Raw genomic sequence first — 26,520 nt, 5'->3', positions numbered from 1 at the left:
ATAATTTATTTCTTGGTAATCCCTAATTCTGAACTGTATTGGATAGCTATTAGCTTTTCATAAAAATTAACACTTTGATTAAGTTATATTGATTTTGTGCGACTAATTCTCAATTATTCAACGAATTTATTGTGTTTGAGGGCTTGACTAAAAACAGTCACTTCTGATAGGCTCAAATTACTCGATAAGATTAGCGCTAGCTGCGCTCAAAGTAACTTTACTAATACCACACTAGAATTTAACTTTTTACAGATGGCTTAAAGTCGTACACCCATTTGTGAAAATCATCATTCATATTCATTTGCCGCTCTTGCGTCTGCCCAGTAGATGCCACTGTGTTAATGTCGTAGTACCGCATTTCACCCAAGGCACTACGAGCTTGAATGGGTTTTGTCCGCTCGATGCGACACTGTTCGTAGCTAGTCAGAGCTTCTTGCAGATTAGCTGAATCAGAAAAACACTCTCGTAGTTGGTATGCATCTTCAAAAGTGGTATTGGCTCCTTGTCCCATTGCAGGCGCCATTGGATGAGCGGCATCGCCTAAGAGAGTGACTCTGCCTTGACTCCATTGAGTTAATGGTGGGCGATCGCAAATCGGCCCTTCCCAAATTTCTTCGGCTGGTGTCGCTTCTACCACCTCCCGAAAGGATTTATCCCAGTCGGCTAATTCATTGAGAATACGAGACTTCACTTCATTAGCGCTGTGCGAAAGGGAGTACTCAGGCGAGAACTTCCGACTAATCCAACTGGTATAGCCGCCACCCACATTCAAAAGGTACATAAACTGTTGATTGCCTTTGGCAAAAACTAGGTCATAGTCATTAAATAGCTCGTGGCGATACTCAATGACGGCACGCCAACACATACTACCGATATAATTAGGCTTACCCTCGCCAAATAAAGTTTCTCTGATGACAGAGTTAACGCCATCAGCCCCAATCAGCAAATCTGCATCTACCGATTTTTTGCCATCAAAATGAATTTTCACACCCTTTGCATCTTGCTGAAAGCCGATGCAGCGATGATTGAGGTGAATGATATCAGACGGCAATCTTGATGCTAAGACTTGTTGTAGACGATACCACCAAACAGTCAATAACGGTTGTCCGTATTGCTCTAAATATTTAGTGGCGTTAGTTCGGATTGTTTCTCCCTGAATACTCTTTAAAACCGTGTGGTGAACCTCGCATCCCGAACTTTTGAGGGTTTCGACAATTCCCGGCGCGATCGCATCTAGAGAATTCAAGCCGTTGGGAGCTAGCCCTAGTCCAGTTCCCGCCGGACGAAATTCTTGGGCTTTTTCGTATACTTGTACCTCTATCCCTTGGCTTCTCAGTGCGATCGCAGCAGCCAAACCGCCTGGGCCAGCACCGACAATAGCAACTTTCTCTACTATGGGTTGAGAGAATTTCTGAGTGTTTGTGTTCATATTATTAAGTCAGAATACCGAATATTCCCACGAATATATACACTTATTCCATGTTTGAAGGCAACTTTATCTTTTATCTAGATCCACAGTTATTACTTTGACTCCTAAATAGTTTTTTAGTCAATCTTCCTTAAGAATCAACCCTGAATTTGTTTTGCGGTTGCTGGTAGTAACAAAAACTGCACGCTTCAGCATTTTTTACTAATTCGACAAACGTAAATAAATACCATTACGTCGATTTCAGCGATAAATTCATTAAATTTGACTTTTAATTTTCATAAACTTCCTGTAAGGTCACTAAGCTTACTGTATTATTTTCATATTCAAAAAAATTGTGAAAAAGAGTTTGGATGAAATTTAAAGCAGCTTCTGTATGTATTAGTTTAAGTGAGTTCATTGCCGCTGATTGTAAATTACCCACAAGTGATTGCTTGAGAGGTTAGCTATTTATGCCTTTTACCATCCGTTATTGCCGTTACCTTGGATTCTAAATGTCAGGAAGTAACGCTAGAACAACCGCAGACTTTTATCGCTAGTATAATAAATGATGTAATTATTATCTACATGAGACATGGCAGAAAATTCCTTAGCTTCAAGAACTTCAGACTCACTTACTCAGGAAGTGAAAATATTCGTTTCAGAGGAAGTAGAATTATCACTGAATGTTAATAAGACATCTTACTCCTTAAAGATAGAACCTCGTGTTACATTACTAGATGCACTTCGAGAAAAGCTGGGTTTGATGGGCACTAAAAAAGCTTGCGATCGCGGTGAATGTGGTGCATGTACAGTATTAGTTAATAATCGGCGTATTAACTCTTGTATGACTTTGGCAATCATGCACATCGGTGCTGAAATTACCACAATTGAGGGATTAGCACAAGATGGTAAACTCCATCCTATGCAAACAGCCTTTATTACTCATGATGCTTTTCAATGTGGCTACTGTACATCAGGTCAAATTATCTCAGCCGTAGGGATGATATTAGAAGAATCACCAAAATCTGAAGCAGAAATTCGAGAAAAGATGAGTGGAAACCTTTGCCGTTGTGGAGCATATCCAAATATTATTGCGGCGATTCAAGATGTGCTAGAGGAAAAGCAAGATGCAGCCATTTAGTTATGCTAAAGTCACTTCAGAAGAAGTGGCGATCGCAATAGTTGAGCAAGAGAAAACTGCTGTATTTATTGCTGGGGGCACAGATTTACTGGGATTAATGAAAGATGGAGTCCAAACAGCGAATATATTAATTGATATTAATAGTTTGCCCTTAGCAAATATTGAATTTCAACCTCAAGGAATCCGCATTGGTGCGATTTCTCGAATGAGCGATGTGGCTTTTCATCCCCAAATTCAGGAATGTTATCCGGTAATTAGCCAAGCTTTATTACTAAGCGCTTCACCGCAACTGCGAAATATGGCAACAGTGGGCGGAAATTTACTGCAACGAGTCCGTTGTGGTTACTTTCGCGATCCGGTTTTTCCTTGTAATAAACGCACTCCCGGTATAGGTTGTTCGGCAATTACAGGTTACAATCGAATGCATTCTATTTTCGGAGCTAGCGAACATTGCATTGCCGTTCATCCTTCCGATTTAGCTGTAGCTTTGACGGCATTAGATGCAGTGCTTTGCATCCAAGGAATAGAAACATCACGGCGAATTTCAATTGATGATTTTTATCTCTTACCAGGCGAGACACCAGCAAAAGAAACTCTATTACAGCCTGGAGAATTAATTGTTGCTATTGAAGTTCCAGATTTTGCATATAAGTCCCATTATTTAAAAGTAAGAGATCGTGCTTCCTACGAATTTGCTCTCGTTTCCGTAGCTGTTGCTTTAGATATAGAACAAGACACGATAAAATCAGCACGTATCGCTTTTGGAGGAGTAGCACCCAAACCTTGGCGTGCAAGGGAAGCTGAGGAGATCCTCAAAGGGAAAGAAATTAACGAAGCTATCTTTACAGCCGCAGCAGTAGCAGCCGTCAAAGAAGCAAAACCGCAAACGCATAATGAATTCAAAATTGAGTTAGTCAAACGCGCTTTGGTACGCGCACTCTCAGTTGTGGCAGAAGGGGACAAGGGGACAAGGGGACAAGGGGACAAGGGGACAAGGAGACAAGGGGACAAGGGGACAAGGGGATAAGGGAATAAGGAGACAAGGGGACAAGGGGACAAGGGGATAAGGGGACAAGGAAGAGGAGTAATAATTAATTGATATGAATAAAATTATTGGGAAACCACTCGATCGCGTTGATGGTAAGCTGAAAGTAACGGGAGAAGCACCTTACACAGCCGATGTGCCAATCGAGAATTTAACTTATGGAGTGATTTTTCAAAGCGCGATCGCTAGCGGTAAAGTTATCCAAATAGACACATCCGCAGCCGCAGTCTCTCCTGGTGTGCTAGATGTCGTTACTTACCAGCAAACCCCATCTCTGGTAAAAATACCTTTCTTTGGGCCTCCACAACCTCAATCAACTGAAAAAGACCATAATATCTACTACGATGGTCAACATTTGGGGGTTGTAATTGCCCAAACTTTAGAAGAAGCCGAAACTGCCGCCTGTAAGATAAAAATTATCTACGAAGAAGCCATTCCGACAGTCACAATGGCACATACAGAGCTATTTGAACCCGAATCAATATTTTTTGGGATGACGCCAGCTAAAATCACTAGAGGGGATGTTGAATCGGGGAAAGTACAGGCAGATGTCTTGGTAGAGCAAGTTTATAGCACGCCAGTAGAACATCATAATCCCCTAGAGCCTTCTGCAACCATCGCTATGTGGGAGGGAGATAACTTGACGCTCTATGAAACCACTCAAGGCGTTTCTGCAACCCAAAGCCGAATTGCATCTATTCTGAATATTCCCGAAGAAAATGTCCGCGTCATCTCCAAATACTTAGGCGGTGGATTTGGTTGTAAAGCACTGCTGCGATCGCATACGATTTTAGCAGCGATCGCAGCTCGTCAGGTAAAACGCCCTGTAAAAGTAGTGCTAACGCGATCGCAAATGTACACTGCTTGCGGCCATCGTTCTGAAACTCAGCAGCAGCTAACATTAGGTGCAACCAAAGAAGGTAAACTAACTATCATTGAGCAAATTGGGACATCTTTAACTTCCGTATTTGATGACTTTGCCGAACCAGTGGGTGCAGCAACAACCATGATGTACGCCTGTGCCAATTTGGAAATTAAATACCGTTTGGGACGCATCAACGCCGGCACACCAACCTTTATGCGGGGGCCAGGAGAAGCGCCGGGAATGTTTGCCTTAGAATCGGCAATGGATGAATTGGCATACACCTTAAATATCGATCCAATTGAACTAAGATTAAGAAATCATGCAGATATCGATCCGCACAAAGGATTACCTTGGTCAAGTAAATCCCTGAAAGAATGTTATCAAAAAGGGGCAGAAATTTTTGGATGGACACAACGCAATCCAGTTCCCCGTTCCATGCGAGACAATCATTTCCTGATTGGCTGGGGAATGGCAAGTGCGACATTTCCCACCAATGCCAGAACTGCATCAGTCAAGGTAGAAATTTTTGCCACTGGAGAAGTGAAAGTACAAAGCGGTACTCAAGATATCGGTACAGGTACTTATACAGTGATGACGCAGGTAGCTGCTGAAGTATTGGGATTACCAGTGCAGTTTGAATTAGGTGATACTAATCTTCCCAAAGCCCCGATTACAGGGAACTCAATTACCGTTGGGAGTGTTTCGCCGGCGGTGCATCAAACTGCGATCGCCGCACGGGATAAAATAATTAAAATGGCGATCGAAGATGCAAATTCTTTGCTTTACGGCTCGCAAGCAGAAGATATTGCCGTTGAGTCAGGGCAAATATTTTTAAAACAAGACTCATCAAAGCGAGACAGCTACACCGATATTCTGCGCCGTCATAAATTAGAAAGTTTAGAAGTTACAGAGGAATCCTCACTCAATCCAGAAAGTCAACAATATGCCAAACATTCTTTTGGGACGATATTTGTTGAAGTTGCAGTTGATGAATTGTTAGGAGAAATCAAAGTTAGACGTTGCGTAGGCGTTTATGATGCAGGGCGAATTCTCAACTTCAAGACAGCACGCAGTCAAGTTATCGGCGGAATTACCTGGGGAATTGGTATGGCGCTGATGGAGAAAACTGTAATGGATGCTAATCAAGGCAGAATAGTTGGTGCTAACCTTTCCGATTACCTGATTCCCGTTCATGCAGATATCCCCAATATGGAAGTCCAATTTGTTGAAGAACCCGATCCTTATGTGAATGCACTAGGAACCAAAAGCCTGGGGGAACTTCCGATTGTTGGGGTAGCGGCTGCCATATCTAATGCAGTTTATCATGCCACAGGTAAGCGAATTCGCGATCTGCCAATTACACCAGATAAGTTGTTGTGAGCGAATCGGTTTGTAATTACAGCAGAAATCATCTATTTGAACCACATCTGTTGTAGGGACGCAAGCCCTTGCGCCCCTACCACATGGTCTATTTAGCTGAAAATAGCTGTAATATCATGTCCGCTTGATTGCTTATTAAACCCGAAGAACCCCACCCCGCCAAAGCTGTGCTTTGTCTCCCCTCCCCGCTCTTCGGGAGGGGTTGGGGGTGGGGTTCTTTTATTATGGGTAATTAGGCTGAACTTATATTATATAATGTCCGCCTAATTACTTATGTTGCAATATTTCGTATTAATATCGTGATGTTTGCCATGAGTATTGCAATGTTTGCCATAAATATTGCAATGTTTGCCATGAATATTGCAATGTTTGCCATGAATATTGCAATGTTTGCCATGAATATTGCAATGTTTGCCAGGAATGTCGCAATGTTTCTGATGAACATTCCAATATTTATTATTAATATTAGGTTTATAAAAAATATTTTTCTTTAACCACCGTTTTATAATAATTTTTTACATACAGTATCTCGTTTAAAATACTACAGATTCAAAGGAAAAATTTGATGAACCAGTGGCAACCTACTCCTCAACTCAAGAGTGACTTTGAAATTCGCTCCCCTTCTCTCAAAATTGGGAGAAGGGGTTGGGGGATGAGGGCAAATTTTGCATTTGTGCAACAAGTCTAATCAAGTCGAGTATTTACCATTAATTTCTATATAACCCTCTGAAAGATCGCAACCCCATACAGTTGCAGAGGCATCGCCAATATTCAGGCTAACATGAATATCTACTTTATCTTGAGACATAATTTGCCGTAACTGTTCTAGATTTTCATTAGTTAAGCTACTAGGATAAACTTTCACATTATCAAAACTAATAACAACTTTATCTTGATTTATTTGGTGTTCGTTTTCACATTTGCCTATAGCCATAGCAACTCTTCCCCAATTCGGATCTGCTCCATAAACAGCAGTTTTTACTAATGGTGAATTTACAATTGCTTTCGCTACTGTTTTAGCTTGTGTATAGTTAATCGCTGAATCTACAGTTACCTCAATTATTTTAGTAGCACCTTCTGCATCTCGTGCAATTTTCAGCACTAATTCCTGTGCAACTTCTTGCAATGCCCTAGCAAAATCTACTTCTGAAACTTCACCAGCTATTCCATTAGCAAGAATTACAGCAGAATCACTAGTAGAAGTGTCAGTGTCTACACTCAGGCAATTAAAAGTTTTATCTATAGTAGAGCGAAAAATAGAACGAAGGCTATTTGCAGAAATTGCAGCGTCAGTAAAAAAGAAAGTTAGAAGAGTAGCCATATTCGGCTCAATCATGCCAACACCTTTGGCAATTCCTACTAGTTTGGCATTTCCTATTTGTCGTGTAGCTAGTTTCGCTACTGTATCGGTGGTCATAATACCACGAGCGGCGGCATGAAAATCAGCATCAGTCAATTTTTTGCCCAATCCTAATAAACCAGCCCGGATTTTTTCAATGGGGTAACGTCTGCCAATTACACCTGTAGAAGCGATCGCGATATTATGTGCAGCAATTCCAGTTTCACTAGCAACTAATTGCAGAACTTCTTGAGCATCAGCGATGCCAACAGAACCATTAGCTACATTTGCATTTTTAGATATAACGACAATTCCTTGTGCTTGTGAATCTTTTAAATTATCGCGGCTAATAGTAACACTTGGCCCGGCAAAAAGACTTTGAGTGAAGACTCCATCTGCAACACAAGGAACTGATGATTTAATAAATACAAAATCATCGGTTGTATCTCGTATTCCCAAATTAGTGATGAATGCACTAAAACCTTGAGGTGTAGAAGATATAGTTAATGACATTTTTCGATATTTAATAATTTGGTTTAATTATCTCATATCAAGTTCAGTTATTAGTCATTTGTCATTTGTCATTTGTCCTTTGTAATGACAAATGACCAAGGACAACCATAACAAAAGTTTTCACAATCTCATTTATAGGACTTACGCACTGAAGCCTGAAACCTAGATCCCCCCTAGCCCCCCTTAAAAAAGGGGGAACTTCTAAAGCCCCCTTTGTAAGGGGGTTGGGGGATCTGAGTGCGTAAGTCTTGATTTAGGATTGCTATAGCAATTTCTGGATTATTGAGTACTATAAATCAATTAATGTAAGAGTGAATGTAGTCCATCCATTGCCACTTTCTACTTGAATGTTTCCTTGCAATTGTTCCACTAATTTCTGGACTATAGATAAACCTAAACCCGAACCACCTTGATTCCAGATATCTGCATTGGGTAGACGATAAAATTTATCAAATATTCGTGGTAACTCTATTACCGGAATTTCTACTGAATTACTAACAGTAATAATTGTTTTTGCAGGTGTTTCCGAGGAATTGTGACTTACACTTAAGACAATTTCACCACCGGCAGGTGTGTATTTACAGGCATTATTGAGCAATTCTACTATAATGCGTTCTAAGCTAATGCTATCTGAGAATAGCGGCGGGAGATTTGCAGGGAGATTCGGCTGTAGAGTTTGCTGATGTTGTTGAACACGAATTTGAAACGGCTCGATAATCCAAAGTAACCACTGTTGTAAGAGCAACGCATCAGGTGTAATAACTGGATAGGATGAGCTTTCTAGCCGTTGTAAGTCTAGTAGATCGTTAACTAATTCTAGTTCGCGATCGCACTCGCTTTCTATTAATTTTAGATAGCGTTGAGCATTCTCAGTATTATTATATAATTGTATCATTTGAATCATCATCTTGATATTACTCAGAGGCGATCGCAGTTCGTGAGAAACTAAATTCAAAAAGTCATTTTTGAGTTGATTTATCTCCTTCCATTGCACCACAAGTTTTTCTTGCTCAATTTGCTTTTGATGCGCCTCAATCGCTCGTTTGCGCTCAGTAATATCTCGAAACACTAATACAGCGCCTGTAATATTATCTTTGTCATCTTTAATTGGTGCAGCGCTGTCATCAATTGGTATTTTTGCACCATCTTTATTAATCAGAATTGTTTCTGCGGGGAGATGAACTATAATACCATCTTGAAGAACTTTTATAGTCGGACTTTCAATAGAGTTATGAGTTTCGCCATTAGCAATATTAAATATCTCTGAGGAATTTCTACCACACGCTTCTTCTTGTTTCCATCCAGTCAGATTTTCCGCAACCGGATTCATAAAAGTGATTACATCTTGTAAATCGCTAGCAATTACACCATCGCTGATACTTTTTAAAAGTGCATCCAGCCATTTTTTATTAGCTTTTAATTGCCTTTCTAAACCATGTTTAGTCAAAGTTATTTCAATATTTGTTTGTAGTTCTCTTTCTTTAAAAGGTTTCAGCAGGTAGGCAAACGGCTCAGTTATCTTAGCTCGTTCTAATGTGTTTTCATCTGCATAAGCAGTCAAATAAATTACTGGGATATCCAAACGTTTATAGATTTCTTCAGCAGCTTCTATCCCGTCCATTGAGCCTTTAAGCTTGATATCCATCAGAACTAAATCTGGAGATATTTCTCTTGCTATATTAATCGCTTCTTCTCCTGAAGAAGCAATAGCAGGCACTATATAACCAAATTTATTAAGCCGATATTGTAAGTCTTTAGCAACAATAGCTTCGTCTTCCACAACTAAAATTTTTGCGCTTGTCATCTTTTATTGATTGTCTATTTATATTAAAGGAAATGTCAACTGGCACTCTACTCCAGTAGAGCCTGTAATATTTATATTTCCTGCTAACTGATGGGTTAAAGCATCCACCAACTCCCATCCTAATGATGCAAGTTTTTTAAAATCAAAGTTTGGTGGTAAGCCAATCCCGTCATCACGAACTATTAGCATTAAATTATTATTAATTATTTTCTTTATTTCAATATTAATTGCACCATCACTACCTTTGGTAAATGCATATTTTAAAGAATTAGATACAAGTTCATGGATAATTAAGCTACAAGGAATTGCTGTATCTAAACCGAGAAAAATACAATCTTCCGTATTTATTGTTAAAGCGATCGCATCTTCATTGACTTCATAAGCAGTAAATAAACTTTTGACTAAATCTCGAATATATTCACCAAAATTAATCCTTGCTAAGTCTTGAGATTGATACAATTTTTCATGAACGAGAGCCATTGATGCAATCCGTTGCTGGCTTTGTTGAAATATTACTAAATCTTCTTTGTCTTTTATATAGGCAGATTGCAGGTTTAGCAGACTGGAAATAACCTGTAAATTGTTTTTGACCCGATGATAAATTTCTTTTAATAACACCTCTTTTTCTAATAGTGATGCTTGAATTTGCTCCTCCCACTGCTTGCGTTCGCGTTGCGCGGCTTTCCGTTCGCTAATGTCTTCGACCACAGAAATAAAATATTTTGGCTCCCCATTAGATTCGCGCATTAAAGACACAGTAAGATTAACCCAAACTATGGAATTATCTTTACGGAAATAGCGCTTTTCCATCGAGTAAGTTTGAATATTATCTGCTAAAATCTGCTCAACATATTTCAGGTTAGTATTAAGATCGTCCGGGTGAGTAATATCTTGGAAAGTTAACAACTGTAGTTCTTCGAGTGTGTAACCGAGAATATCGCAAAGCTTCTGATTAACTAACAACCAGCTTCCATCGATTGCGACATGGGCAATGCCAACAGCAGCTTGATGGAATGCAGCCCGAAATCGCTGTTCGCTCTCTCGCAATGCTTCTTCTATTCGCTGGCGTTCAGTAATTTCTGTCTGTAGCGATTCGTTGATTTTTGTTAACTCTGCTGTCCTTTCCTCAACCTTGCTTTCTAATTGGTTAAGTAGGCTATTTAGTGTCTCCTCTGCTTGCTTGCGATCGGTAATGTCAGTATGTGAGCCTGCCATTCGTACTACATTACCATTTTCATCCCACAGTGCTTGCCCTCGATCTAAAATCCATTTATAGGTGCCGTCTTTACATAAAGCTCGATACTCGGTAATGTAAAACGGTGTTTTCTGAGCAAAGTGATCTTGAACCGCTTGTTTCACCCGCTCAATATCGTTCGGATGCACTCGTGTCACGCATTCATCTAAATGGTTAGAAATTTCGTGGTTTTCGTAACCGAGCATTTCTTTCCAGCGAGCCGAGAAGAAAACTTCATTGGTTTTAACATTCCAGTCCCAAATTCCATCATTATTGCCTCGCAAAGCTAATTGCCAGCGTTGCTCGCTTTCCCTCAACACTTCTTCAGTCCGTATGCGTTCAGCAATTTCTTTTGCTAGTTGGTAGTTTGCAGCCTCTAGTTGGGCAGGACTCGGTAGAGCTAGCACCTGTGGCATTAATGGCACAAGCTCTATAGCCGTTAATACGGAAACAAAAGCGGTGATAGCTTTGACTAACCCTGATAGCCAATAGGTAGGATACCAAAGCGTCCATACATCCATTAAATGAGTTGTGCCACAAGCAACGATGAATGTGCCAAACATTAAGAATATCCAGCCGAAAGGCATATCTCGCCGTTTACGAACAAAATAAACCAACATCACTGGAATTGAATAATAAGCAAGTCCAGTTAACACATCTGAAATCAGATGCAACCACACCAATCCTGGTTTCCAGAGATAGCAATGTCCGTGGGGAATAAACTGGCTAGTAGAGAAAAAATTATTTAAAATTTCCATCATAAAAACCTACATATTGCACAAGTCTTCATCAAAGCCTGAAGTGCGAAAGAAGAGGTTTTTAGCCTCAGACCTTTTGTAGATGCGTATACACCTAGAGAGTGAGTCTCATATTCTCAAGGAGAACTACGTTTGGCGTTTGTCAGAGTTTTACCGTACTAGTTTTAGACTAGAATTGATTATGAGTTTGAGCTTCTACATTCTGTTTTCGTCATCTTTTCTGAGTTTTTTAATCTGAATAATATAAGATTTATTAAAATTAAAGTACCGCGATCGCTTTGGTTATCGTTACCGTATATCCTCTGAAATCAACCATTTACATATATAAAAACCTTCAAAAATTACAGTAATATTTCGGTTATCTACTAATTTAATATTCATCTAGCTCCATACGTGTATTTGCGGATTAACTCAAATCAGTTTGAGTAGGTCAGCACTATTAATTTATCATCTAGTGTCCGGTTAAAGATTTATCCTTAATACCGCACAGAACAAGTGGAAAAGCTCACTCTCAAGGTTTGGACACAGAGCAACTGGCATTAGATGAGGCGCAGGTAGCAAACCACAAACTCCGTGTCGTAAGTAAAAAACCAGGAAATTAGTGTTGTTTTAGCTACAAAAATATAAACCCACTTTAGAAAAGGTTGATGGCTAGATTCTTTTTCATCATAAAGAAGCCCATACATCAGCAAAACTATCGGCATTGCTGATGGTAAGGGTATCTGGGCAAGTGTAAATCTGGGTTAACAATGATAGCAGGTGTGCGATTGACTGGCGGTGGTTAACTGAAATCATACTTTCGACCACTGTATCGATAAAACCGACTACTACCATTACTCAGATGGCTTATTACTTATCTTGGAGTGAGACGATTGAGTATTGGGCGCGATCGCTCCTACTACACACCCTACAATCCCCTACAGCGATGCCAAGGTAAAAAAAATCCCCAGCTAACCTACTAAAGCCTGTTTAAACCCAAAATTAAGCTTATTCCAGTGATGAAAGGCAAAGGGACAGAGGGGCGATCTCACTTGACTGCAAAAAAAAACTTTGGTGATTGTTTCTACTTTTCCGAAAAAGAGGAATCGTAATGTGATTAACAATTATAGAAAACTTCCAATGCTTATTTTATTAAATAAAAAGGATGCACTATGAGTACAGAGAATGGAAAAAACTCTTTAGTCGAAACACAGTCTTTACTTGAAGAAAGTAAACAACCATCAACTCTCAATGATTCAAGAGGTCAGCAAGGTGTACAACAAAACGCTGATGCAGTAAATAATACTTTTAATCTGCCACAAAACTATATACAAACAGACCCCTGGATTTACCGTATGATTGTTGGTACACTTACCTCTACGGTATTAATTTGTCTTATAGGTGCAATTGCTCTACAAGCAAACGGCAACAAACAAATTCCTGAACTTCTAACCGCTCTTGGAACTGGTTCTTTGGGTGCTTTATCAGGATTACTAGCGCCATCCCCTATAAAAAGATAGTGTTTTCGTAATGCATCTTTTTTTATAGCATCTTTCTTGTACTTAACACTGATTTTACCTTGCAGGACATAGCGCTCAAGGAGCGCGTACTGTATTTTTCGCGTTTCGCTCTACAGCGACGAATTATTTGACCACAGCAACAAATAATTTGTCAAGTTCTTCAAGCTTGTAAGCTTCGCTCTAGAGGAATCTGATTTTTAGCCTTTCTGATATGAAGCTATAGAAGTTGCTTGAACAAGCAATATAGAAGAATTTGGATTGTTGACAAAAAATCTGTTGTTTTGGTCAAATAATTTGTCCCTCTACAGTTTTGGCTCCCCTCTCCGTGTCGGAGAGGAGTTGGGGGAGAGGTCAAAAAAGGGCTTGTCGAACTCACGTTGCCTTACAATCTGCATGGAGTCATAATTGTTACAAAGTAATGCTCCTAAGTGGAAGGCAAACCAAGGAAGTACTCCAGTTTTACGAAAAAACTGGGTTTAAGAAGAGTATCAAAACTGGTTTTGGGGCTACACCAATATCTGACTGAGGTAGTGTTAAGCTTTTTCGTCGCTAAATATATATAGTGCTTGACTTATCTTTTCACAAGATGTAATTTATCAATATTGGATAAAACATCGGTAACTTAATCGGTTTTTAGTACTTTAGAACAAATGAATATCTTTGTTGTAAATTAACCTAAGTTTAGAGTTAACAGTTTCTGCATAGTATCAAACATTGAAAATCTTCTTAAAATTTATTGATTAAAATATAGATTTTTCCACAATAAATAATGTAATGCGAAAAATAAATTACTGATAACTACGACGAAAAGGGAATTTTTCATCTAAAACCAAAATGATATAAGTTTGAAGCAAAGTTGAATCTTATTGATGAACTACAGGCATTCAATTAGAACTAGCAAAATTGAGAATATTAGAGATGGGAAAAAACATTACTTTCTCACACTAATATTCATTTCGGGAATAGCGATCGCACTTTTATTCATCAATACAACCGCATTGGCAGCCACAGTCAATCCCTGTCCCCAAGGTATGGCGATGATTTCACGAGGAACGTTCAAAATGGGGTCTGATAATTCCAATTTTATGGAAGAGCGATCGCCTGGAGATGTAACGGTGACTAACTTCTGTATTGATAAATATGAGATAACAAACTCACAATTTGGTGAATTTGTCAAACAAACAGGATATGTGACAGTTGCAGAGCGTCCCTTATCTCAAGAACAGTTTCCCGATTTACCCGATGAGCAACGATTACCGGGTTCGTTAGTGTTTGAGATGGCAAAACCGGGTGTCAAGGAAGTTTCCTTTTTGAGTTGGTGGCATTGGACTACTGGCGCGAATTGGCAACATCCCTTTGGGCCAGACAGTGCAATCGTTAGCAAATCCAACTATCCAGTTGTTCACATAGCTTACGAAGATGCCCTAGCCTACGCCAAATGGTCAGGAAAATCCCTACCCAGCGAAGCTCAATGGGAATATGCCGCCCGTGGTGGCTTGGATGGTGCAACCTATGCTTGGGGCAATGAATATTCTGAACATAGAGCCAACACTTGGCAAGGAATTTTTCCCTTTTTCAACACCAAAGCCGATGGTCACTTGGGCATTGCTCCCGTCGGTTCTTTTGCACCCAATGGTTATGGACTCTATGACATGACCGGGAATGTTTGGGAATGGACTACTGATTTCTATCAAGTTGGACGCGATCGCAAATCCAATCGAATTAATCCTATTGCCTTAAATCAAAGCTTTGATCCCAAAAAGCCCGATGAACCAGAGTTACACGTAATCAAGGGGGGATCGTATCTCTGCGCTCCCAATTACTGTAGTCGCTTCCGTCCGGCGGCGCGGGAGTCAGAATCACCCGATACGGGTACTACTCATATCGGGTTTCGGCTAGTTAAAAATTTGTCCTCTAGCACACTATCCATAAATCCAAAATCCCAAATCTAAAATCCAAAATTGTATGACTGATCCTCATAAGAGAGATTCTTTGTATGCATCTCTCAAGCTAACTTCTGGTGCGTTCGCGCAGCGTCTCCGAAGGAGAATCGCATTTTTGACAGCCCTAACGCTAATATTTTCTAGTCTCTTACCTCTACCTGCTTGGGCGGACTATGGCGACAAATTGCCATTACCCCAACCATCTTTTAAAGGCAAAATTGGCATTACTTACAAAGAATCCGAACCAGACTTCCCCAAACCAATTAAGGCTCCAGAAAATGCACCAAACGTGTTGCTGGTGTTGCTTGATGATGTCGGTTTTGGACAAACCAGCACCTTTGGCGGTGCGATCGATACGCCTAATTTAGACCGTCTAGCAGAAAGGGGATTGCGTTATAACCAATTCCACACTACAGCACTCTGCTCTCCTACCAGAGCCGCATTGCTCACGGGACGCAATCACCATTCTGTGAATACAGGTGTGGTTGAGGAGTTAGCCACAGGCTATCCAGGTTATACTGCGATTTTACCTAGAAGTGCAGCAACGATCGCTGAAGTATTGCGAGATTATGGATATAACACAGCCGCTTTTGGCAAATGGCACAATACCCCAGACTATGAAACCAGTGCAGCAGGCCCATTCGATCGCTGGCCGACAGGTTTAGGTTTTGAGTACTTCTATGGCTTTCTGGGCGGTGATACCAATCAATGGAGTCCAGCTTTGGTGGAAAATACCCAACATATTCAGAAACCAAGCGATCGCCCTGATTATCACCTCACCCCCGATCTAGCAGACCATGCAATTAAGTGGATTCGTACCCAACAAGCGATCGCTCCAGATAAACCCTTCTTTACCTACTTTGCCACTGGTGCAACTCATGCCCCACACCATGCGCCCAAGGAATGGATCGACAAGTACAAGGGTAAATTCGATCGAGGTTGGGATAAATTACGCGAAGACATCTTTGTTCGTCAGCTAGCCTTGGGTGTAATTCCCGCCGATACTAAGCTGACTCCTCGCCCGGCAGAACTCCCAGCTTGGGATTCCCTCACTCCCACCGAGCAGAAAGTTTATGCGCGTCAGGCGGAAGTATTTGCAGGTTTCCTCAGCCATACCGATGCACAAATTGGTAGAGTTATTGATGCGATCGATCAACTGGGTGAATTGGATAACACCTTAGTCTTTTTCATCGCCGGTGATAATGGTGCGAGTGCTGAAGGCGGCTTAACAGGTAGTGTTAATGAATTAAAAGTCTTTAATGGCGTAGCAGAAAGTCCTCAAGAAGTTCTCGCGGCTTTTGATGATTTAGGTGGGCCAAAAACCTTCAATCATTTTCATGCAGCTTGGGCTTGGGCAGTGGATAGCCCCTTCCAATGGACAAAACAAATTGCTTCTCACTTCGGGGGAACCCGCAATGGTTTAGTTGTGGCTTGGGGCGATGCCTCCGGCGGGCTTCGCCAACGCATCAAAGATCGTGGTGGACTGCGGAGCCAATTCCATCATGTAATTGATATTGCGCCTACAATTCTGGAAGCTGTGGGGATTGAAGAACCAGAGGTAGTCAACGGTGTAAAACAACAACCCATCGAAGGTACTAGCCTTGTCTATAGCTTTGACGATCCTGCTGTAGCATCCCATCACAAAACCCAGTATTTTGAGATGTTTGGCAATCGTGGCATTTATGATCGAGGTTGGGTAGCAGCCGCCCGTCATGGACGCTTACCTTGGGAGCGTGTCTCGAAAACCACCTTCGATGAAGATAATTGGGAACTATACGATATTACTAAAGACTTCAGTGAAGCCAACGATTTAGCCAAGCAGAACCCTGAGAAGTTAGCGCAACTACAAAATTTATTTCTGAAGGAAGCAGAGAAATACAAAGTTCTGCCCTTGGACGATCGCTTACTTCAACGGTTTGATGTCAAAATCCGTTCCAACCTAATCACAGGACGCAATAGCTTTACTTATTACACATCTGTTGCAGGGATTCCCGAAGGTAGCGCTCCCAATATTAAGAATCGCTCCTTTAGCATCACTGCCGATGTGGATGCTGCCAAAGATGGTACTGAAGGCGTTTTAGTTACCCAAGGCGGACGTTTTGCGGGTTGGAGTTTCTTCTTGCAAGAAGGTAAACCCACCTTTGCTTACAACTTGTTAAATAGCGATCGCACAATCATTCAATCTTCCCAACCAATTGCGATCGGCAAATCCCAAATCAAATTTGACTTTACTTATGATGGCGGCGTTCCGGGAGCAGGTGGTACTGGTAAGCTCTCGATCAACGATCAACAGGTTGCCGAAGGCCGCATTGATAAAACCGTAGGCTACCGATTTGGTTTAGATGAAACCTTTGATGTTGGTCAAGATACTGGCACACCTGCGGTAGATACTTACCAAACACCCTTTGCATTCACCGGCAACTTACAGCAAGTCACCCTGGAATTGAAGTAATAGGAATTGGGCATTGGGCATTGGGCATTGGGCATTGGGGACAAGGGGAAAGACTTGTTGCAATGTTGCAAGTTCTCATAAGTCACCTTGTCCCCTTGTCCCCTTGTCCCCTTGTCTCCCCTGCCCCCCTGCCCCTCCGCAACTCTGCGTGAAAAAAAATCATGAACGAAATCTTGTCACTAATCGATAAACTTGCACTTTTCACATTTATCGTGTTCACCATGCTGGGTGCAGGGTTAAGTCTCACCGTACAACAGATTTGGGAACCACTCCGCAACCTCCGCTTAGTTCTCTCATCGCTGCTGACAAATTTTGTGCTAGTGCCACTTTTTGTATATTTGTTACTACAAGTAGTACATTTAAGTGAACCACTAAGAGATGGCTTACTGATCATGGCAGTAGCATCAGGGCCTCCAGCATTACCGAAACTTGCCCACATAGTCAAAGGCAATATAGCTTTCTCGGTGGGATTAATGATGTTACTAATGCTGGGCACAATTTTTTACATGCCGATTGTACTGCCCTTAGTGGTGGAAGGTGTGCAAATTAACTCCTGGGACATTGCCAAACCCTTATTGTTAATGATGGTTAGCCCATTGATCGTTGGGTTATTCATCAAAGCAAAATTGAGTGCGATCGCTCCCATTATCCAGCCGATTTTGTTCAAATTATCTAATGCTGGATTGCTTTTAGGTCTGGTTGTCAGGCTGATAGTTCACACTAACGATATCATTGGCTTATTACAAACAGGTGCAATTTTAGTTTGTGCCGTTTTCATAGTCTTCTCCTTTACCGTCGGTTATCTTTTAGGCGGCCCTGGTATCGATACCCAACGAGTGCTAGGAGTCGGAACAGCTCAACGTAATTTTGCCGCCGCATTATTAGTAGCTACAAGTAATTTTGAAGATCCCAGCGTGGTGAGCATCATCATGGTGACGAGTATTTTAATGATGATTGTAGTTTTGATCGCCGGGCCAAAGTTCATAGAACTAGACCAAGGAATGGATGTAAAGATAGAGCAGGTAAACGGTTGAAACTCTCCTGACTGCAAAAATATCTCTGTTGCTCATTTTGAAAAAAAGTCAGGAGCTTGTTTAGTACAGCTTTAGTAAATTGTTGATTATGTTATTCATTTGAGGGAGAAATTGAGGATATGACAAATATTGCATTGATTGTTGGGGCTGGTAGTGGACTCAGTGCCTCACTAGCCCGTTTATTGGCAAAAGAAGGCTTTACTATTGCTTTAGCAGCACGACAAATTGATAAGCTCAAAGCATTGTCTGATGAAATCGGAGCCGTCAGTTTTACTGCTGATGCTTCTCAAGTAGATGAAGTTGAACAACTATTTACAGATGTCGAACAAAAACTAGGAGTACCAACATTGGTTGTGTATAATCCTAGCTGGCGGGTTCGTGGTTCATTTGTGGAACTTGACCCAGCCGATGTTGCCAAAACACTAGAAATTACTGCCTATGGTGGCTTTTTAGTAGCACAAGCGGCGGCAAAACGTCAGTTAGCTGCGGGTGGGGGAGCGATCTTTTTTACAGGTGCTTCCGCCAGTGTTAAGGGTTATCCTCAGTCTGCACCGTTTGCAATGGGTAAATTTGCTTTACGGGGTTTGGCTCAAAGCATTGCCCGTGAATTGGCTCCTCAGAATATCCATGTAGCGCATTTTGTGATTGATGGAGGAATTCGTTCTGCTACCCGGATAGAACCAGACGATCGGCCAGATAGTTTACTCGATCCAGATGCGATCGCTCAAACTTATCTCAACATTCTGAGCCAACCTCGCAATGCTTGGACTTGGGAAGTTGAATTGCGACCTTGGGTGGAAAAATTTTGATTTTCACAAGAAAATCGCCGAATAGCACGGAAGCCACTTGACTTAAGGCAGTAGAGGAAGGCGAATAGGCGAATTTATTCGCCGTAAATATTATCCGTGATGTGGATCTTCGATATATCTTTTGATAACATCTGCCGAAACCTGTCCAGCAGTAAAGCAAAAATAACTATTAGTCCATAGGCTAGGCAATTTTAATAATTGCGGGAACTCTTTAGGCAACATATAACATGAGCGTCCCTTAAAGGCTTTTACTATCTGATTTATGGCAATATCTGGCTGATGCTCTACCCAATCTCAATAACTTTGTGATTTTGTTGTTGCACTCACAATGACAAATTGCCAACAATTAAATGTAATGACATAAAATGAAAATTCATGAATTTCAAGATGCTAATCAATTTTATACCTGGGTGAAAGATTATTTGCTCAATCAAGAACCAATCCATAGTCTGCTGCTGGGAATTAGCAATAGCTTGATTCACAATCCTGAACGCTATGAAGAAACTCCATACTTGGCAGCTGTGGAAATAGATAATAATATTGTCGCAGTAGCAATTAGAACGCCACCCCGCCCATTATTACTCTCACAGATTGAAGATTTGAAAGCAGTAGAGCTACTTGCTCAAAATTTATCTGTTTCCTATCCATCACTGACGGGAGTTAATGCTCCCGTAGATGAAGCCCAAGCCTTTGCTTCAGCTTGGCATTCTTTAACTGGTCAATCTTACCAATTAAAGTTAGCGTTGCGTACCTTTAAACTGGAAAAAGTACGACATATTTCCGCAGCTACAGGTTATTTACGACAAGCAACAGAAAGCGATCGCACACTTTTGATAAACTGGTATGAAGCTTTTTCTCTAGAAACCCTTGGCGAGATTGACTCAGAAGCAGAACGCTGGGCTAAACATCGGTTGAAGGAAGGTACTGCTTATCTTTGGCAGGATAAAGTCCCGGTTTCAATTGCTTGTCGTGGTGGACTAACGCCCAATGGTGCGCGAGTAAATATGGTGTACACACCACCAAAGTATCGTCGCCTGGGTTACGCTAGTGCTTGCGTAGCAGCTTTGAGTCAGACTTTATTGAACCAGGGATATCGATTCTGTTTCCTATCTACAGATTTAGCAAACCCGATATCTAATCATATTTACCAGGAAATTGGTTATCAGCCATTGGGTGATTGGCATGAATTGTGCTTTGAACTAACAGGACTGAAACAGAATTTAAGTTCTTTTGTGGACTCTTCAGAAATCCCCGTCACGAAGCGTGCGGGGAAGCTTAATCTGCTCTAGATATACATAGCAAAGTAATCATTGTAGATTTCTGTATTAGTCATAACTGTGAGTTCTATTTGTTTCTGTTCTTCATCTGTTGCCGAACTTGTAGCTTGGTCTAAGCTTTCTTGAGGAATAAAATCACCACAGTATTCATTCGCAGGTACAGCTGCATTCATCTTTTGGGGATAACTCAATTTGAGATTATTCATGATGGTAATGAATTGACTACGACTGCGATCGCTAAATCTGGGATTAAGCTGCTTTTCTTCGCCAATGGTGGAAACTGTGCGTCCTTTATAGTCATGGGCAGGATATACCAACGTATCATCTGGCAAGGTAAATAAGCGTTGTGTCACCACATCATATAAAGTTCCAGGATCGCCTCCCTGAAAATCTGTGCGTCCACAACCACGAATAAATAAGGCATCACCAGTTAATAGATGGGTTTTGTTCGCCAAATATGCTATGTGACTGGCGGTGTGACCTGGTGTAAAAATTGTTTCAATCATTACCGATCCCACCTCTAGGATTTCGCCACCGACAAGGGAGCGATCGGCTTTTGTCACAGCAGTATTCTGGGGAACGATCACCTCACAGCCTGTTTTTTGTCTGAGTTTGCCTGCCCCTGTAATATGATCGGCATGGAGGTGAGTTTCTAGACAGTAGCGTAGCTTTAATCCCAATTCATCCAATGATTCCAAATCGCGGTCAACTTGCTCTAATACAGGATCGACTAGAACAGCATCTCCTGTCTGCCGATCGCCAATTAAGTAAGTATAACTACTAGTTGCAGGGTCAAAAAATTGCCGAAATAGGAAAGTTGATTGCGGTATCTCTGCACTACGCTCGCTTAACAAAGGCATCGTTGGAATAGGGCGCGCACGCACTGGTAGCGATTGCAACAACGTCTTAGATAGTTCCTGCGCCTGTCCTCGTAATTCTGGTACAGCGATAGTTTCCCACAAGTCGCCCTTGCGCGGAGTTCCCAAGGTATAAAACAGCGTCGAAACATTACCGTCTGCTGCATATAATGCACCGTGGGTATCTGTATCTAATCCTAAACCGATGGTATTGGGGCGAACTAATTTCTGCGATCGCAAATCAGTAATTAAAGGATGAGGCGATCGGCGATAATCTGCTGCTACCCCTGTACAATTCACCACTCGGCGGACGTGCAAGATATTATTAGTTTGGGTTTTGCGCTGGCAGACGGTAACAGCTACACCGTCCGCCAAAGCTTGATATTCCCGAATCCGCCCGGCAGCAATGGTGAGTTGACCAGAATCCAGCATTTCAGTGACAACATCCGCCACCCTTGGGGCAATGCGGTGACGATGCACATCCCAATAGGGTGTCAGATGACGCAAAAAACGTTGCTGTTCTTCGGTCGGTAGTTTTTGCCAGATTTTCTGATTTATGGGACGCAGAGAATCAATTACAGCTCGCCAGTCGTAGCCTTGGGTAGCAGCAATTTCCACCTCGGCACGTAGCCGACGTAACCAGCCACGTACACTTTTTGGTGAATTTTCTAGCGTCAAGAAGCAGGCATAAGGTTGAGCCGCTTGATGTTTGAGGGGAAATAAGCCTCGTCGGGACACAGCATAAATTTTACCGCGATGTTGGCGATCGCTTAGAGATAAAACCATATCCACCATCGTCAGTCCCGTACCAATTAGCAACACAGGCGCATCAGCATCAAGGTCTGCTAAGGCATCGGCTGACCAAGCATTCCGCAGATAATCATCATTACTGTTTGCGTTTTGAATGGCGGGGGGTGCAGAAGGTGAGTTCCCCAATGCCAACACAACTCTGTCTGCGGCAAAACAGCGACCACTTCGTAGAGAAATCATTGCGCCTTTTTCTTCAGGCTGTACCCCTACCACTTCATCGGTGAAGCGTTCTAGTCGCACATCACTGGGTGCTGTGGCTTCTGCTTCTGCTAAAACCGATTGAATGTATAAACCATAGACTTTACGAGGTATGAAGGTACTGGCATTGACTTCTTCTGAAAAAAATACTGTTAACTCATCGCGGTTGTGCTGAAGCCAACGTAACAAATGCCCTGGATCGTGAGCAAATGCACTCATGTTACCTGCCGATACATTCAGCAAATGACAGTTGGTATCTGTGCTGTAAGCGATTCCCTTGCCAATTTGATCGCTACGCTCAATCAGCTTAATGGTGAGGGGTTGACTGGCAGTTTTCAATAGGTGGGTAGCGACTAGAGAACCACTAAAACCTCCGCCAACAATAGCGATCGTGGTTGGAGTATGGGCAGTTAAAAAACTAGGGTTCATGGCGATCTTAGTTAGAATCAATCAATAGTTACGCCGATTTCATCAAGTCTATCTACCAGGATTAAACGCATTTCCAACCCAGCTAAAAGAATTAAGACTTTATTGCGTCTAAAGTCTTATATTACCATGCTTTCAGGCATTAACTACATTTAATTGATAAATTAATCGTAGTTTAGATTACATAGTAATCATCCCTTGTGCCAAAAGATTGTTATGAAAGGATTGAAGGCACTCTTCTCAATCATCGCCTTGCCATGTTCCTGCAAACTTTAACAAATCCGCGGCTTTGCTTCCTCGTTTCATCGTAGCTAACCGACGGAGTGGGCGATCGCTACTACTGTCTCTATTTTGAAGGGAATCTAGAAAGTCACTGACCAGGGATAGCTGATTGGGTGGTAGTTGAGTTAGTTGCTGTTCAATCGTTTTGGCGCAGTTCTGGATATGTCATTAGCACCTCACTACCTCGATTGCTTTGACTTCTTAATTTTACAATCCTAAAGCCTACATCAGTTTTGCTCAGAAAATAGGCATAACAGGGAATAAGACTTGATTTTATCTAAATGTCTGTGATACTCTGCTTTTATCCATAAACTACAGTTAGTTGATACAGTAATCGTAGTTTTTAACTACACAGTGTGCATCAAACGGGAATCACGCCTTATGCCAAAAGATTGGTATGAATGGCACGACCTATACGACACTGAGCCAAAATTGCAGCAGCGTCTAGAAATCGTGCAGGAATATATTGCTTACAGCTTGAATGCGTCGCCATCTGGAACTATCCGTGTCGTAAGTGTTTGCGCGGGTGATGGACGAGATTTATTAGGAACTTTAAAAAATCACCCCCGTGCGAAGAATGTTTCTGCACGACTGGTTGAAATAAATTCAAATCTGGTTGAGCGTGGACGAGCAACTATAGAGTCTTTGGGTTTAGCCAAGCAAATTGAGATTATCAATGGTGATGCAACTCTTGCCACTAACTATGTAGGAGCAGTACCAGCAGATATTGTGATTGTGTGTGGTGTCTTTGGCAATCTAGCTGATGAGGCTGAACTCAATCGCTTACTAGATAACCTGAGTTTTCTGAGTAAACCGGGTGCTTTTGTCATTTGGACTCGTGGACACTCTAACGGTATTACCTACTCTGACAATGTACGGAAAATTTTAAGTGCATCTGGATTTGAGGAAGTAAACTTCAAGCTTACGGCTACAGGAGATATGGGTGTTGGTCTTCATCGATACCTTGGTGAAAACTTGGCTGCACCTAAAGAGCAACAGTTATTTGTGTTTTCCGGCATTCCTAGTAAAGCGAGGTAAAAAATGTCTATTCAAAACACAGTATCAACTTGGGAAGAAGTTTTAGAAACTGCTAGAAAAAATACCTCTGCGCGTAGGGTAAAGAGGACAGGACAATCTCCTTCTACTGCACCAATACCCAGCAGTTTAGATAAACTTCCGCCAAACACAGAACCGTCAGTCTTGCTTTATCGAGATACTAATTCCTGGTGTCCTTTCTGCGAACGAGTTTGGTTTGCTCTGGAAGAAAAGGAAATTCCCTTTGCAACGGAGTTTATTGATTTAAGTAATAAACCTAAATGGTACACTGACTTAGTCCCCACAACCCTTGTCCCAGCAGCCAAAATTGAGGGTAAATTAGTATATGAATCTAAAGATATTCTCTTAGCTTTAGAAGAAAGGTTTCCACATCCAGCATTATTGCCTGAGAATTCAGAGGAAAACGCTGTTGCTAGGCAGTTGGTTGAAGAAGCTGAGACTAACGGTTTTAGAGAGATTGCGTACAAATTTGTAAGAGAAGCACCTGTAGATGCTGATGAATTGGCATTACAAACAGCATTTGAGGCGAAGTTAGATGAACTTGAGCAAGCTTTGGCTAAATACCCCGGCCCCTACTTTGTCAGTACATTTAGCTTAGTAGACATTCTGTATAGCCCCCATTTAGATAGATTGGCGGCTAATTTACCTGTATATCGAGGATATCATCTCAAAGGGAATCCTCGCTTTCCTCGAATCAATGCTTGGTTTGACGCACTTAATCAGCGTCCTGCTTATCACAGGGTGAAGTCGGATAATATCACCAATAATTTACTGTTGCGTCGCAGATGGGGTGTAGAACCGATTGGAAATCCTTTACCTCTGGATGTGGCAGATAGTGAGAAAATTCAATATCGTGCCGAAGCGGCTGAGAGATTGAGCGATAATCGGGAAGTTGCGATCGCAGATATTATCAAAAATTCTGGAGTCCAAGCAATAGCCGCAGATGGTGATTTTACCACAGTTAAGGACGCTGTTGATTTTCACCTGCGACAACTAGCTAATTATCTCATTCATGCCAATGGTGCAACTTTACCAGGTGGAAGGACTGGTGGTAAAAATAGCAACGTTGACCCCATCTTCGCTGCTGTGGGTGCTATTACTTTCGCATATTTGAGAAATCGCATTTGCGCTCCTCGTGATATGAGTGCTGGTGCAGCAACGGCGTTTCGCGCTGCGATCGATAAATTGTTGACTTCTGTTTATTAATTTTGTGGGCGTTGCTGAAAGCAGGATGCGATCGCGCTCACTTGCTCCTACAGCAATGAAATCGAACAGAGTTTGCAATTCCGACGAGTTAGCTGTGATAGGAGCCGAAAACTGAATATCCTACTCAAGGGGTTTAAAATCTCATATACAACAAGTGTTTGTGTTGGGGTAACAGTCCCCCTTACAAAACGTATAGCACAAGCCTTCGTGGTTAGGACATTAACAGATGATAAAACTTAGACACAACAAGACTTTTCACCCAATCCCCAGTCAACAGTCCCCAGTCCCTTGCTATAACTGTTTAATCATATCTGCAAAATGATTTAAATAAGATTACAATCGGTGGGCTAGGTATAAAGTAGTTAAGTAACCTTTAGTAATTTGACCATTGAACTTGGTATTAATTAATTCAGCGATCGCATCAAAAAAACGCGCTTTTGTAATGCGATCTAAATTTATATGACCGGAGTAAGTATTTAAGAGATTGAGATAACTTGCACTGTTGTATGTTGTATCCCATCGATAAGAGCGATACACTACTTCACCAAACAAACCTGTTTGCTCAATCTCAGCTGTTTTATTAGGGACTTTCTGTTCGCGCAAAGGAGGCTCATCGTCTTTAACCAGTTGAGGAGCTAAAGTTTGATATAGCTCCTGTACTTCTTCAAAGAAGCCATTACTAGCATCACTATATACGTGTTCATTCCAAAATAGCGCGATCGCTCCTTTAGATGTGAGGGCAAGATCCGTTTTTTTGTAAGCAATACTTGGGTCAAGCCAGTGGAAAGCAGTCGCCGAAATCACTAAATCAAAAGCATTTTCTTGGATCGGCCAATCCTCAAAAGCGATGTTACGCACTTCTACTTGCGGATAAGCAGCCAGATTTTTTTGGGCAACCGTAGCAAGATTCTCACCCAACTCAATACAGAGTATACGATAACCTCGGCGGGCAAAGGGCACAGTTGCCTGACCAGTACCACAACCAATCTCTAATATCCTTCCGTTTGGAGTGATTTCTGAAAGAGACACCACATCGTCAAAAAGCGCTTCTGGATATCCTGGTCGAACTTGGTCATACAACAGTGCTACTCGATCAAAAGTGGTTCTTAACTGACTTGTTTCATCTGTCATTGAATTTTAGATTTTGATATTGATTCATAGTTAAGTAGGATGCGCTTATATAA

At 41.5% G+C, this 26,520-nt stretch carries 18 protein-coding genes and 4 pseudogenes; 11 read left to right on the top strand and 11 right to left on the bottom strand.

The features are described 5' to 3' along the window. Positions 1 to 238: 238 nt before the first annotated feature. A complete protein-coding gene (locus RMZ95_RS27280; protein ID WP_322684697.1) occupies positions 239 to 1,429 on the bottom strand; it encodes an FAD-dependent oxidoreductase in 1,191 nt (396 codons plus the stop codon). Between the two features lie 571 nt (positions 1,430 to 2,000). Here RMZ95_RS27280 and RMZ95_RS27275 point away from each other — a divergent pair. From RMZ95_RS27275 to RMZ95_RS27265, 3 genes are all read left to right on the top strand, one after another. Next, positions 2,001 to 2,549: a (2Fe-2S)-binding protein gene (locus RMZ95_RS27275; protein WP_322684696.1), complete on the top strand. Its 549-nt coding sequence runs from the start codon at positions 2,001 to 2,003 to the stop codon at positions 2,547 to 2,549. Beyond that, complete coding sequence (locus tag RMZ95_RS27270; protein ID WP_322684695.1) at positions 2,536 to 3,576, top strand: xanthine dehydrogenase family protein subunit M; 1,041 nt, start codon at positions 2,536 to 2,538, stop codon at positions 3,574 to 3,576. Before RMZ95_RS27275 ends, RMZ95_RS27270 begins: the two co-directional genes overlap by 14 nt. 73 nt (positions 3,577 to 3,649) lie before the next feature. Then, complete coding sequence (locus RMZ95_RS27265; protein ID WP_322684694.1) at positions 3,650 to 5,839, top strand: xanthine dehydrogenase family protein molybdopterin-binding subunit; 2,190 nt, start codon at positions 3,650 to 3,652, stop codon at positions 5,837 to 5,839. A 688-nt stretch (positions 5,840 to 6,527) separates the two neighbouring features. Here RMZ95_RS27265 and argJ read toward each other — a convergent pair. The 6 genes and pseudogenes from argJ to RMZ95_RS27235 form a co-directional block, all read right to left on the bottom strand. After that, entirely contained in the window at positions 6,528 to 7,691 is a 1,164-nt protein-coding gene (argJ, locus tag RMZ95_RS27260) for a bifunctional glutamate N-acetyltransferase/amino-acid acetyltransferase ArgJ (RefSeq protein ID WP_322684693.1), read from the bottom strand. Positions 7,692 to 7,980: 289 nt separating this feature from the next. Further along, positions 7,981 to 9,495 (bottom strand): response regulator, encoded by a 1,515-nt coding sequence (locus tag RMZ95_RS27255; RefSeq protein ID WP_322684692.1) that lies wholly within the window; start codon positions 9,493 to 9,495, stop codon positions 7,981 to 7,983. Positions 9,496 to 9,513: 18 nt separating this feature from the next. Then, positions 9,514 to 10,113, bottom strand: coding sequence for a sensor histidine kinase (locus tag RMZ95_RS27250; protein WP_409883933.1), 600 nt, complete (start codon positions 10,111 to 10,113; stop codon positions 9,514 to 9,516). A 60-nt stretch (positions 10,114 to 10,173) separates the two neighbouring features. Beyond that, positions 10,174 to 10,527: pseudogene (locus RMZ95_RS27245) on the bottom strand (PAS domain S-box protein); the annotation flags it as partial. Between the two features lie 129 nt (positions 10,528 to 10,656). Beyond that, a pseudogene (locus RMZ95_RS27240) lies at positions 10,657 to 11,088 on the bottom strand (PAS domain-containing protein); the annotation flags it as partial. A 1,065-nt stretch (positions 11,089 to 12,153) separates the two neighbouring features. Next, complete coding sequence (locus RMZ95_RS27235; RefSeq protein ID WP_322684691.1) at positions 12,154 to 12,321, bottom strand: hypothetical protein; 168 nt, start codon at positions 12,319 to 12,321, stop codon at positions 12,154 to 12,156. 317 nt (positions 12,322 to 12,638) lie between these two features. Between RMZ95_RS27235 and RMZ95_RS27230 the strand changes: the two genes are divergently transcribed. The 5 genes from RMZ95_RS27230 to RMZ95_RS27210 all read left to right on the top strand — a co-directional run bounded on the left by RMZ95_RS27230 (position 12,639) and on the right by RMZ95_RS27210 (position 19,224). Continuing rightward, complete coding sequence (locus RMZ95_RS27230) at positions 12,639 to 12,986, top strand: hypothetical protein (protein ID WP_322684690.1); 348 nt, start codon at positions 12,639 to 12,641, stop codon at positions 12,984 to 12,986. Between the two features lie 869 nt (positions 12,987 to 13,855). Further along, positions 13,856 to 14,938: a formylglycine-generating enzyme family protein gene (locus RMZ95_RS27225; protein ID WP_322684689.1), complete on the top strand. Its 1,083-nt coding sequence runs from the start codon at positions 13,856 to 13,858 to the stop codon at positions 14,936 to 14,938. A gap of 13 nt (positions 14,939 to 14,951) precedes the next feature. Beyond that, the gene (locus RMZ95_RS27220) at positions 14,952 to 17,381 is read left to right on the top strand and encodes a sulfatase-like hydrolase/transferase (protein ID WP_322684688.1); all 2,430 of its coding nucleotides are present in this window, start codon (positions 14,952 to 14,954) and stop codon (positions 17,379 to 17,381) included. A 161-nt stretch (positions 17,382 to 17,542) separates the two neighbouring features. Beyond that, on the top strand, positions 17,543 to 18,415 hold the full coding sequence (locus RMZ95_RS27215) for a bile acid:sodium symporter family protein (RefSeq protein WP_322684687.1): 873 nt from the start codon (positions 17,543 to 17,545) through the stop codon (positions 18,413 to 18,415). Between the two features lie 119 nt (positions 18,416 to 18,534). Then, positions 18,535 to 19,224 carry an SDR family NAD(P)-dependent oxidoreductase gene (locus RMZ95_RS27210; RefSeq protein WP_322684686.1) on the top strand — a complete coding sequence of 230 codons (690 nt, stop codon included), beginning with the start codon at positions 18,535 to 18,537 and terminating at the stop codon, positions 19,222 to 19,224. A gap of 90 nt (positions 19,225 to 19,314) precedes the next feature. Here RMZ95_RS27210 and tnpA read toward each other — a convergent pair. Then, positions 19,315 to 19,515 (bottom strand): annotated as a pseudogene (gene tnpA / locus RMZ95_RS27205) (IS200/IS605 family transposase); the annotation flags it as partial. Between the two features lie 74 nt (positions 19,516 to 19,589). Between tnpA and RMZ95_RS27200 the strand changes: the two are divergent. Further along, a complete protein-coding gene (locus tag RMZ95_RS27200; protein WP_322684685.1) occupies positions 19,590 to 20,513 on the top strand; it encodes a GNAT family N-acetyltransferase in 924 nt (307 codons plus the stop codon). Here RMZ95_RS27200 and RMZ95_RS27195 read toward each other — a convergent pair. Together RMZ95_RS27195 and RMZ95_RS27190 are read right to left on the bottom strand one after the other, a co-directional pair. Beyond that, a complete protein-coding gene (locus RMZ95_RS27195; RefSeq protein ID WP_322684684.1) occupies positions 20,510 to 22,795 on the bottom strand; it encodes an FAD/NAD(P)-binding protein in 2,286 nt (761 codons plus the stop codon). The genes RMZ95_RS27200 and RMZ95_RS27195 overlap by 4 nt on opposite strands. 237 nt (positions 22,796 to 23,032) lie before the next feature. After that, positions 23,033 to 23,243 (bottom strand): annotated as a pseudogene (locus RMZ95_RS27190) (hypothetical protein). 212 nt (positions 23,244 to 23,455) lie between these two features. Here RMZ95_RS27190 and RMZ95_RS27185 point away from each other — a divergent pair. Both RMZ95_RS27185 and RMZ95_RS27180 read left to right on the top strand, forming a co-directional pair. Then, positions 23,456 to 24,112 (top strand): class I SAM-dependent methyltransferase family protein, encoded by a 657-nt coding sequence (locus RMZ95_RS27185; RefSeq protein ID WP_322684683.1) that lies wholly within the window; start codon positions 23,456 to 23,458, stop codon positions 24,110 to 24,112. A 3-nt stretch (positions 24,113 to 24,115) separates the two neighbouring features. Further along, positions 24,116 to 25,336 carry a glutathione S-transferase family protein gene (locus RMZ95_RS27180; protein ID WP_322684682.1) on the top strand — a complete coding sequence of 407 codons (1,221 nt, stop codon included), beginning with the start codon at positions 24,116 to 24,118 and terminating at the stop codon, positions 25,334 to 25,336. A gap of 333 nt (positions 25,337 to 25,669) precedes the next feature. Here the strand turns inward: RMZ95_RS27180 and RMZ95_RS27175 are convergent, their stop codons facing one another. After that, the gene (locus RMZ95_RS27175; RefSeq protein WP_322684681.1) at positions 25,670 to 26,467 is read right to left on the bottom strand and encodes a class I SAM-dependent methyltransferase; all 798 of its coding nucleotides are present in this window, start codon (positions 26,465 to 26,467) and stop codon (positions 25,670 to 25,672) included. Between the last annotated feature and the right edge of the window lie 53 nt (positions 26,468 to 26,520).

Source organism: Nostoc sp. DedQUE07 (genome assembly GCF_034530975.2).
Taxonomy (GTDB): Bacteria; Cyanobacteriota; Cyanobacteriia; order Cyanobacteriales; family Nostocaceae; genus Nostoc.
This window is presented reverse-complemented; position numbering and strand designations above follow the sequence as displayed.

Excerpts from the sequence above, each read along its gene's own strand:
- RMZ95_RS27210 (WP_322684686.1), top strand. The coding sequence starts at position 18,535 with ATGACAAATATTGCATTGATTGTTGGGGCTGGTAGTGGACTCAGTGCC.
- RMZ95_RS27200 (WP_322684685.1), top strand. The coding sequence starts at position 19,590 with ATGAAAATTCATGAATTTCAAGATGCTAATCAATTTTATACCTGGGTG.
- RMZ95_RS27180 (WP_322684682.1), top strand. The coding sequence starts at position 24,116 with ATGTCTATTCAAAACACAGTATCAACTTGGGAAGAAGTTTTAGAAACT.
- RMZ95_RS27235 (WP_322684691.1), bottom strand. The coding sequence starts at position 12,321 with ATGGTAGTAGTCGGTTTTATCGATACAGTGGTCGAAAGTATGATTTCA.
- RMZ95_RS27215 (WP_322684687.1), top strand. The coding sequence starts at position 17,543 with ATGAACGAAATCTTGTCACTAATCGATAAACTTGCACTTTTCACATTT.
- RMZ95_RS27175 (WP_322684681.1), bottom strand. The coding sequence starts at position 26,467 with ATGACAGATGAAACAAGTCAGTTAAGAACCACTTTTGATCGAGTAGCA.
- argJ (WP_322684693.1), bottom strand. The coding sequence starts at position 7,691 with ATGTCATTAACTATATCTTCTACACCTCAAGGTTTTAGTGCATTCATC.
- RMZ95_RS27195 (WP_322684684.1), bottom strand. The coding sequence starts at position 22,795 with ATGAACCCTAGTTTTTTAACTGCCCATACTCCAACCACGATCGCTATT.
- RMZ95_RS27280 (WP_322684697.1), bottom strand. The coding sequence starts at position 1,429 with ATGAACACAAACACTCAGAAATTCTCTCAACCCATAGTAGAGAAAGTT.
- RMZ95_RS27255 (WP_322684692.1), bottom strand. The coding sequence starts at position 9,495 with ATGACAAGCGCAAAAATTTTAGTTGTGGAAGACGAAGCTATTGTTGCT.
- RMZ95_RS27265 (WP_322684694.1), top strand. The coding sequence starts at position 3,650 with ATGAATAAAATTATTGGGAAACCACTCGATCGCGTTGATGGTAAGCTG.
- RMZ95_RS27230 (WP_322684690.1), top strand. The coding sequence starts at position 12,639 with ATGAGTACAGAGAATGGAAAAAACTCTTTAGTCGAAACACAGTCTTTA.
- RMZ95_RS27220 (WP_322684688.1), top strand. The coding sequence starts at position 14,952 with ATGACTGATCCTCATAAGAGAGATTCTTTGTATGCATCTCTCAAGCTA.
- RMZ95_RS27185 (WP_322684683.1), top strand. The coding sequence starts at position 23,456 with ATGCCAAAAGATTGGTATGAATGGCACGACCTATACGACACTGAGCCA.
- RMZ95_RS27270 (WP_322684695.1), top strand. The coding sequence starts at position 2,536 with ATGCAGCCATTTAGTTATGCTAAAGTCACTTCAGAAGAAGTGGCGATC.
- RMZ95_RS27225 (WP_322684689.1), top strand. The coding sequence starts at position 13,856 with ATGAACTACAGGCATTCAATTAGAACTAGCAAAATTGAGAATATTAGA.
- RMZ95_RS27275 (WP_322684696.1), top strand. The coding sequence starts at position 2,001 with ATGGCAGAAAATTCCTTAGCTTCAAGAACTTCAGACTCACTTACTCAG.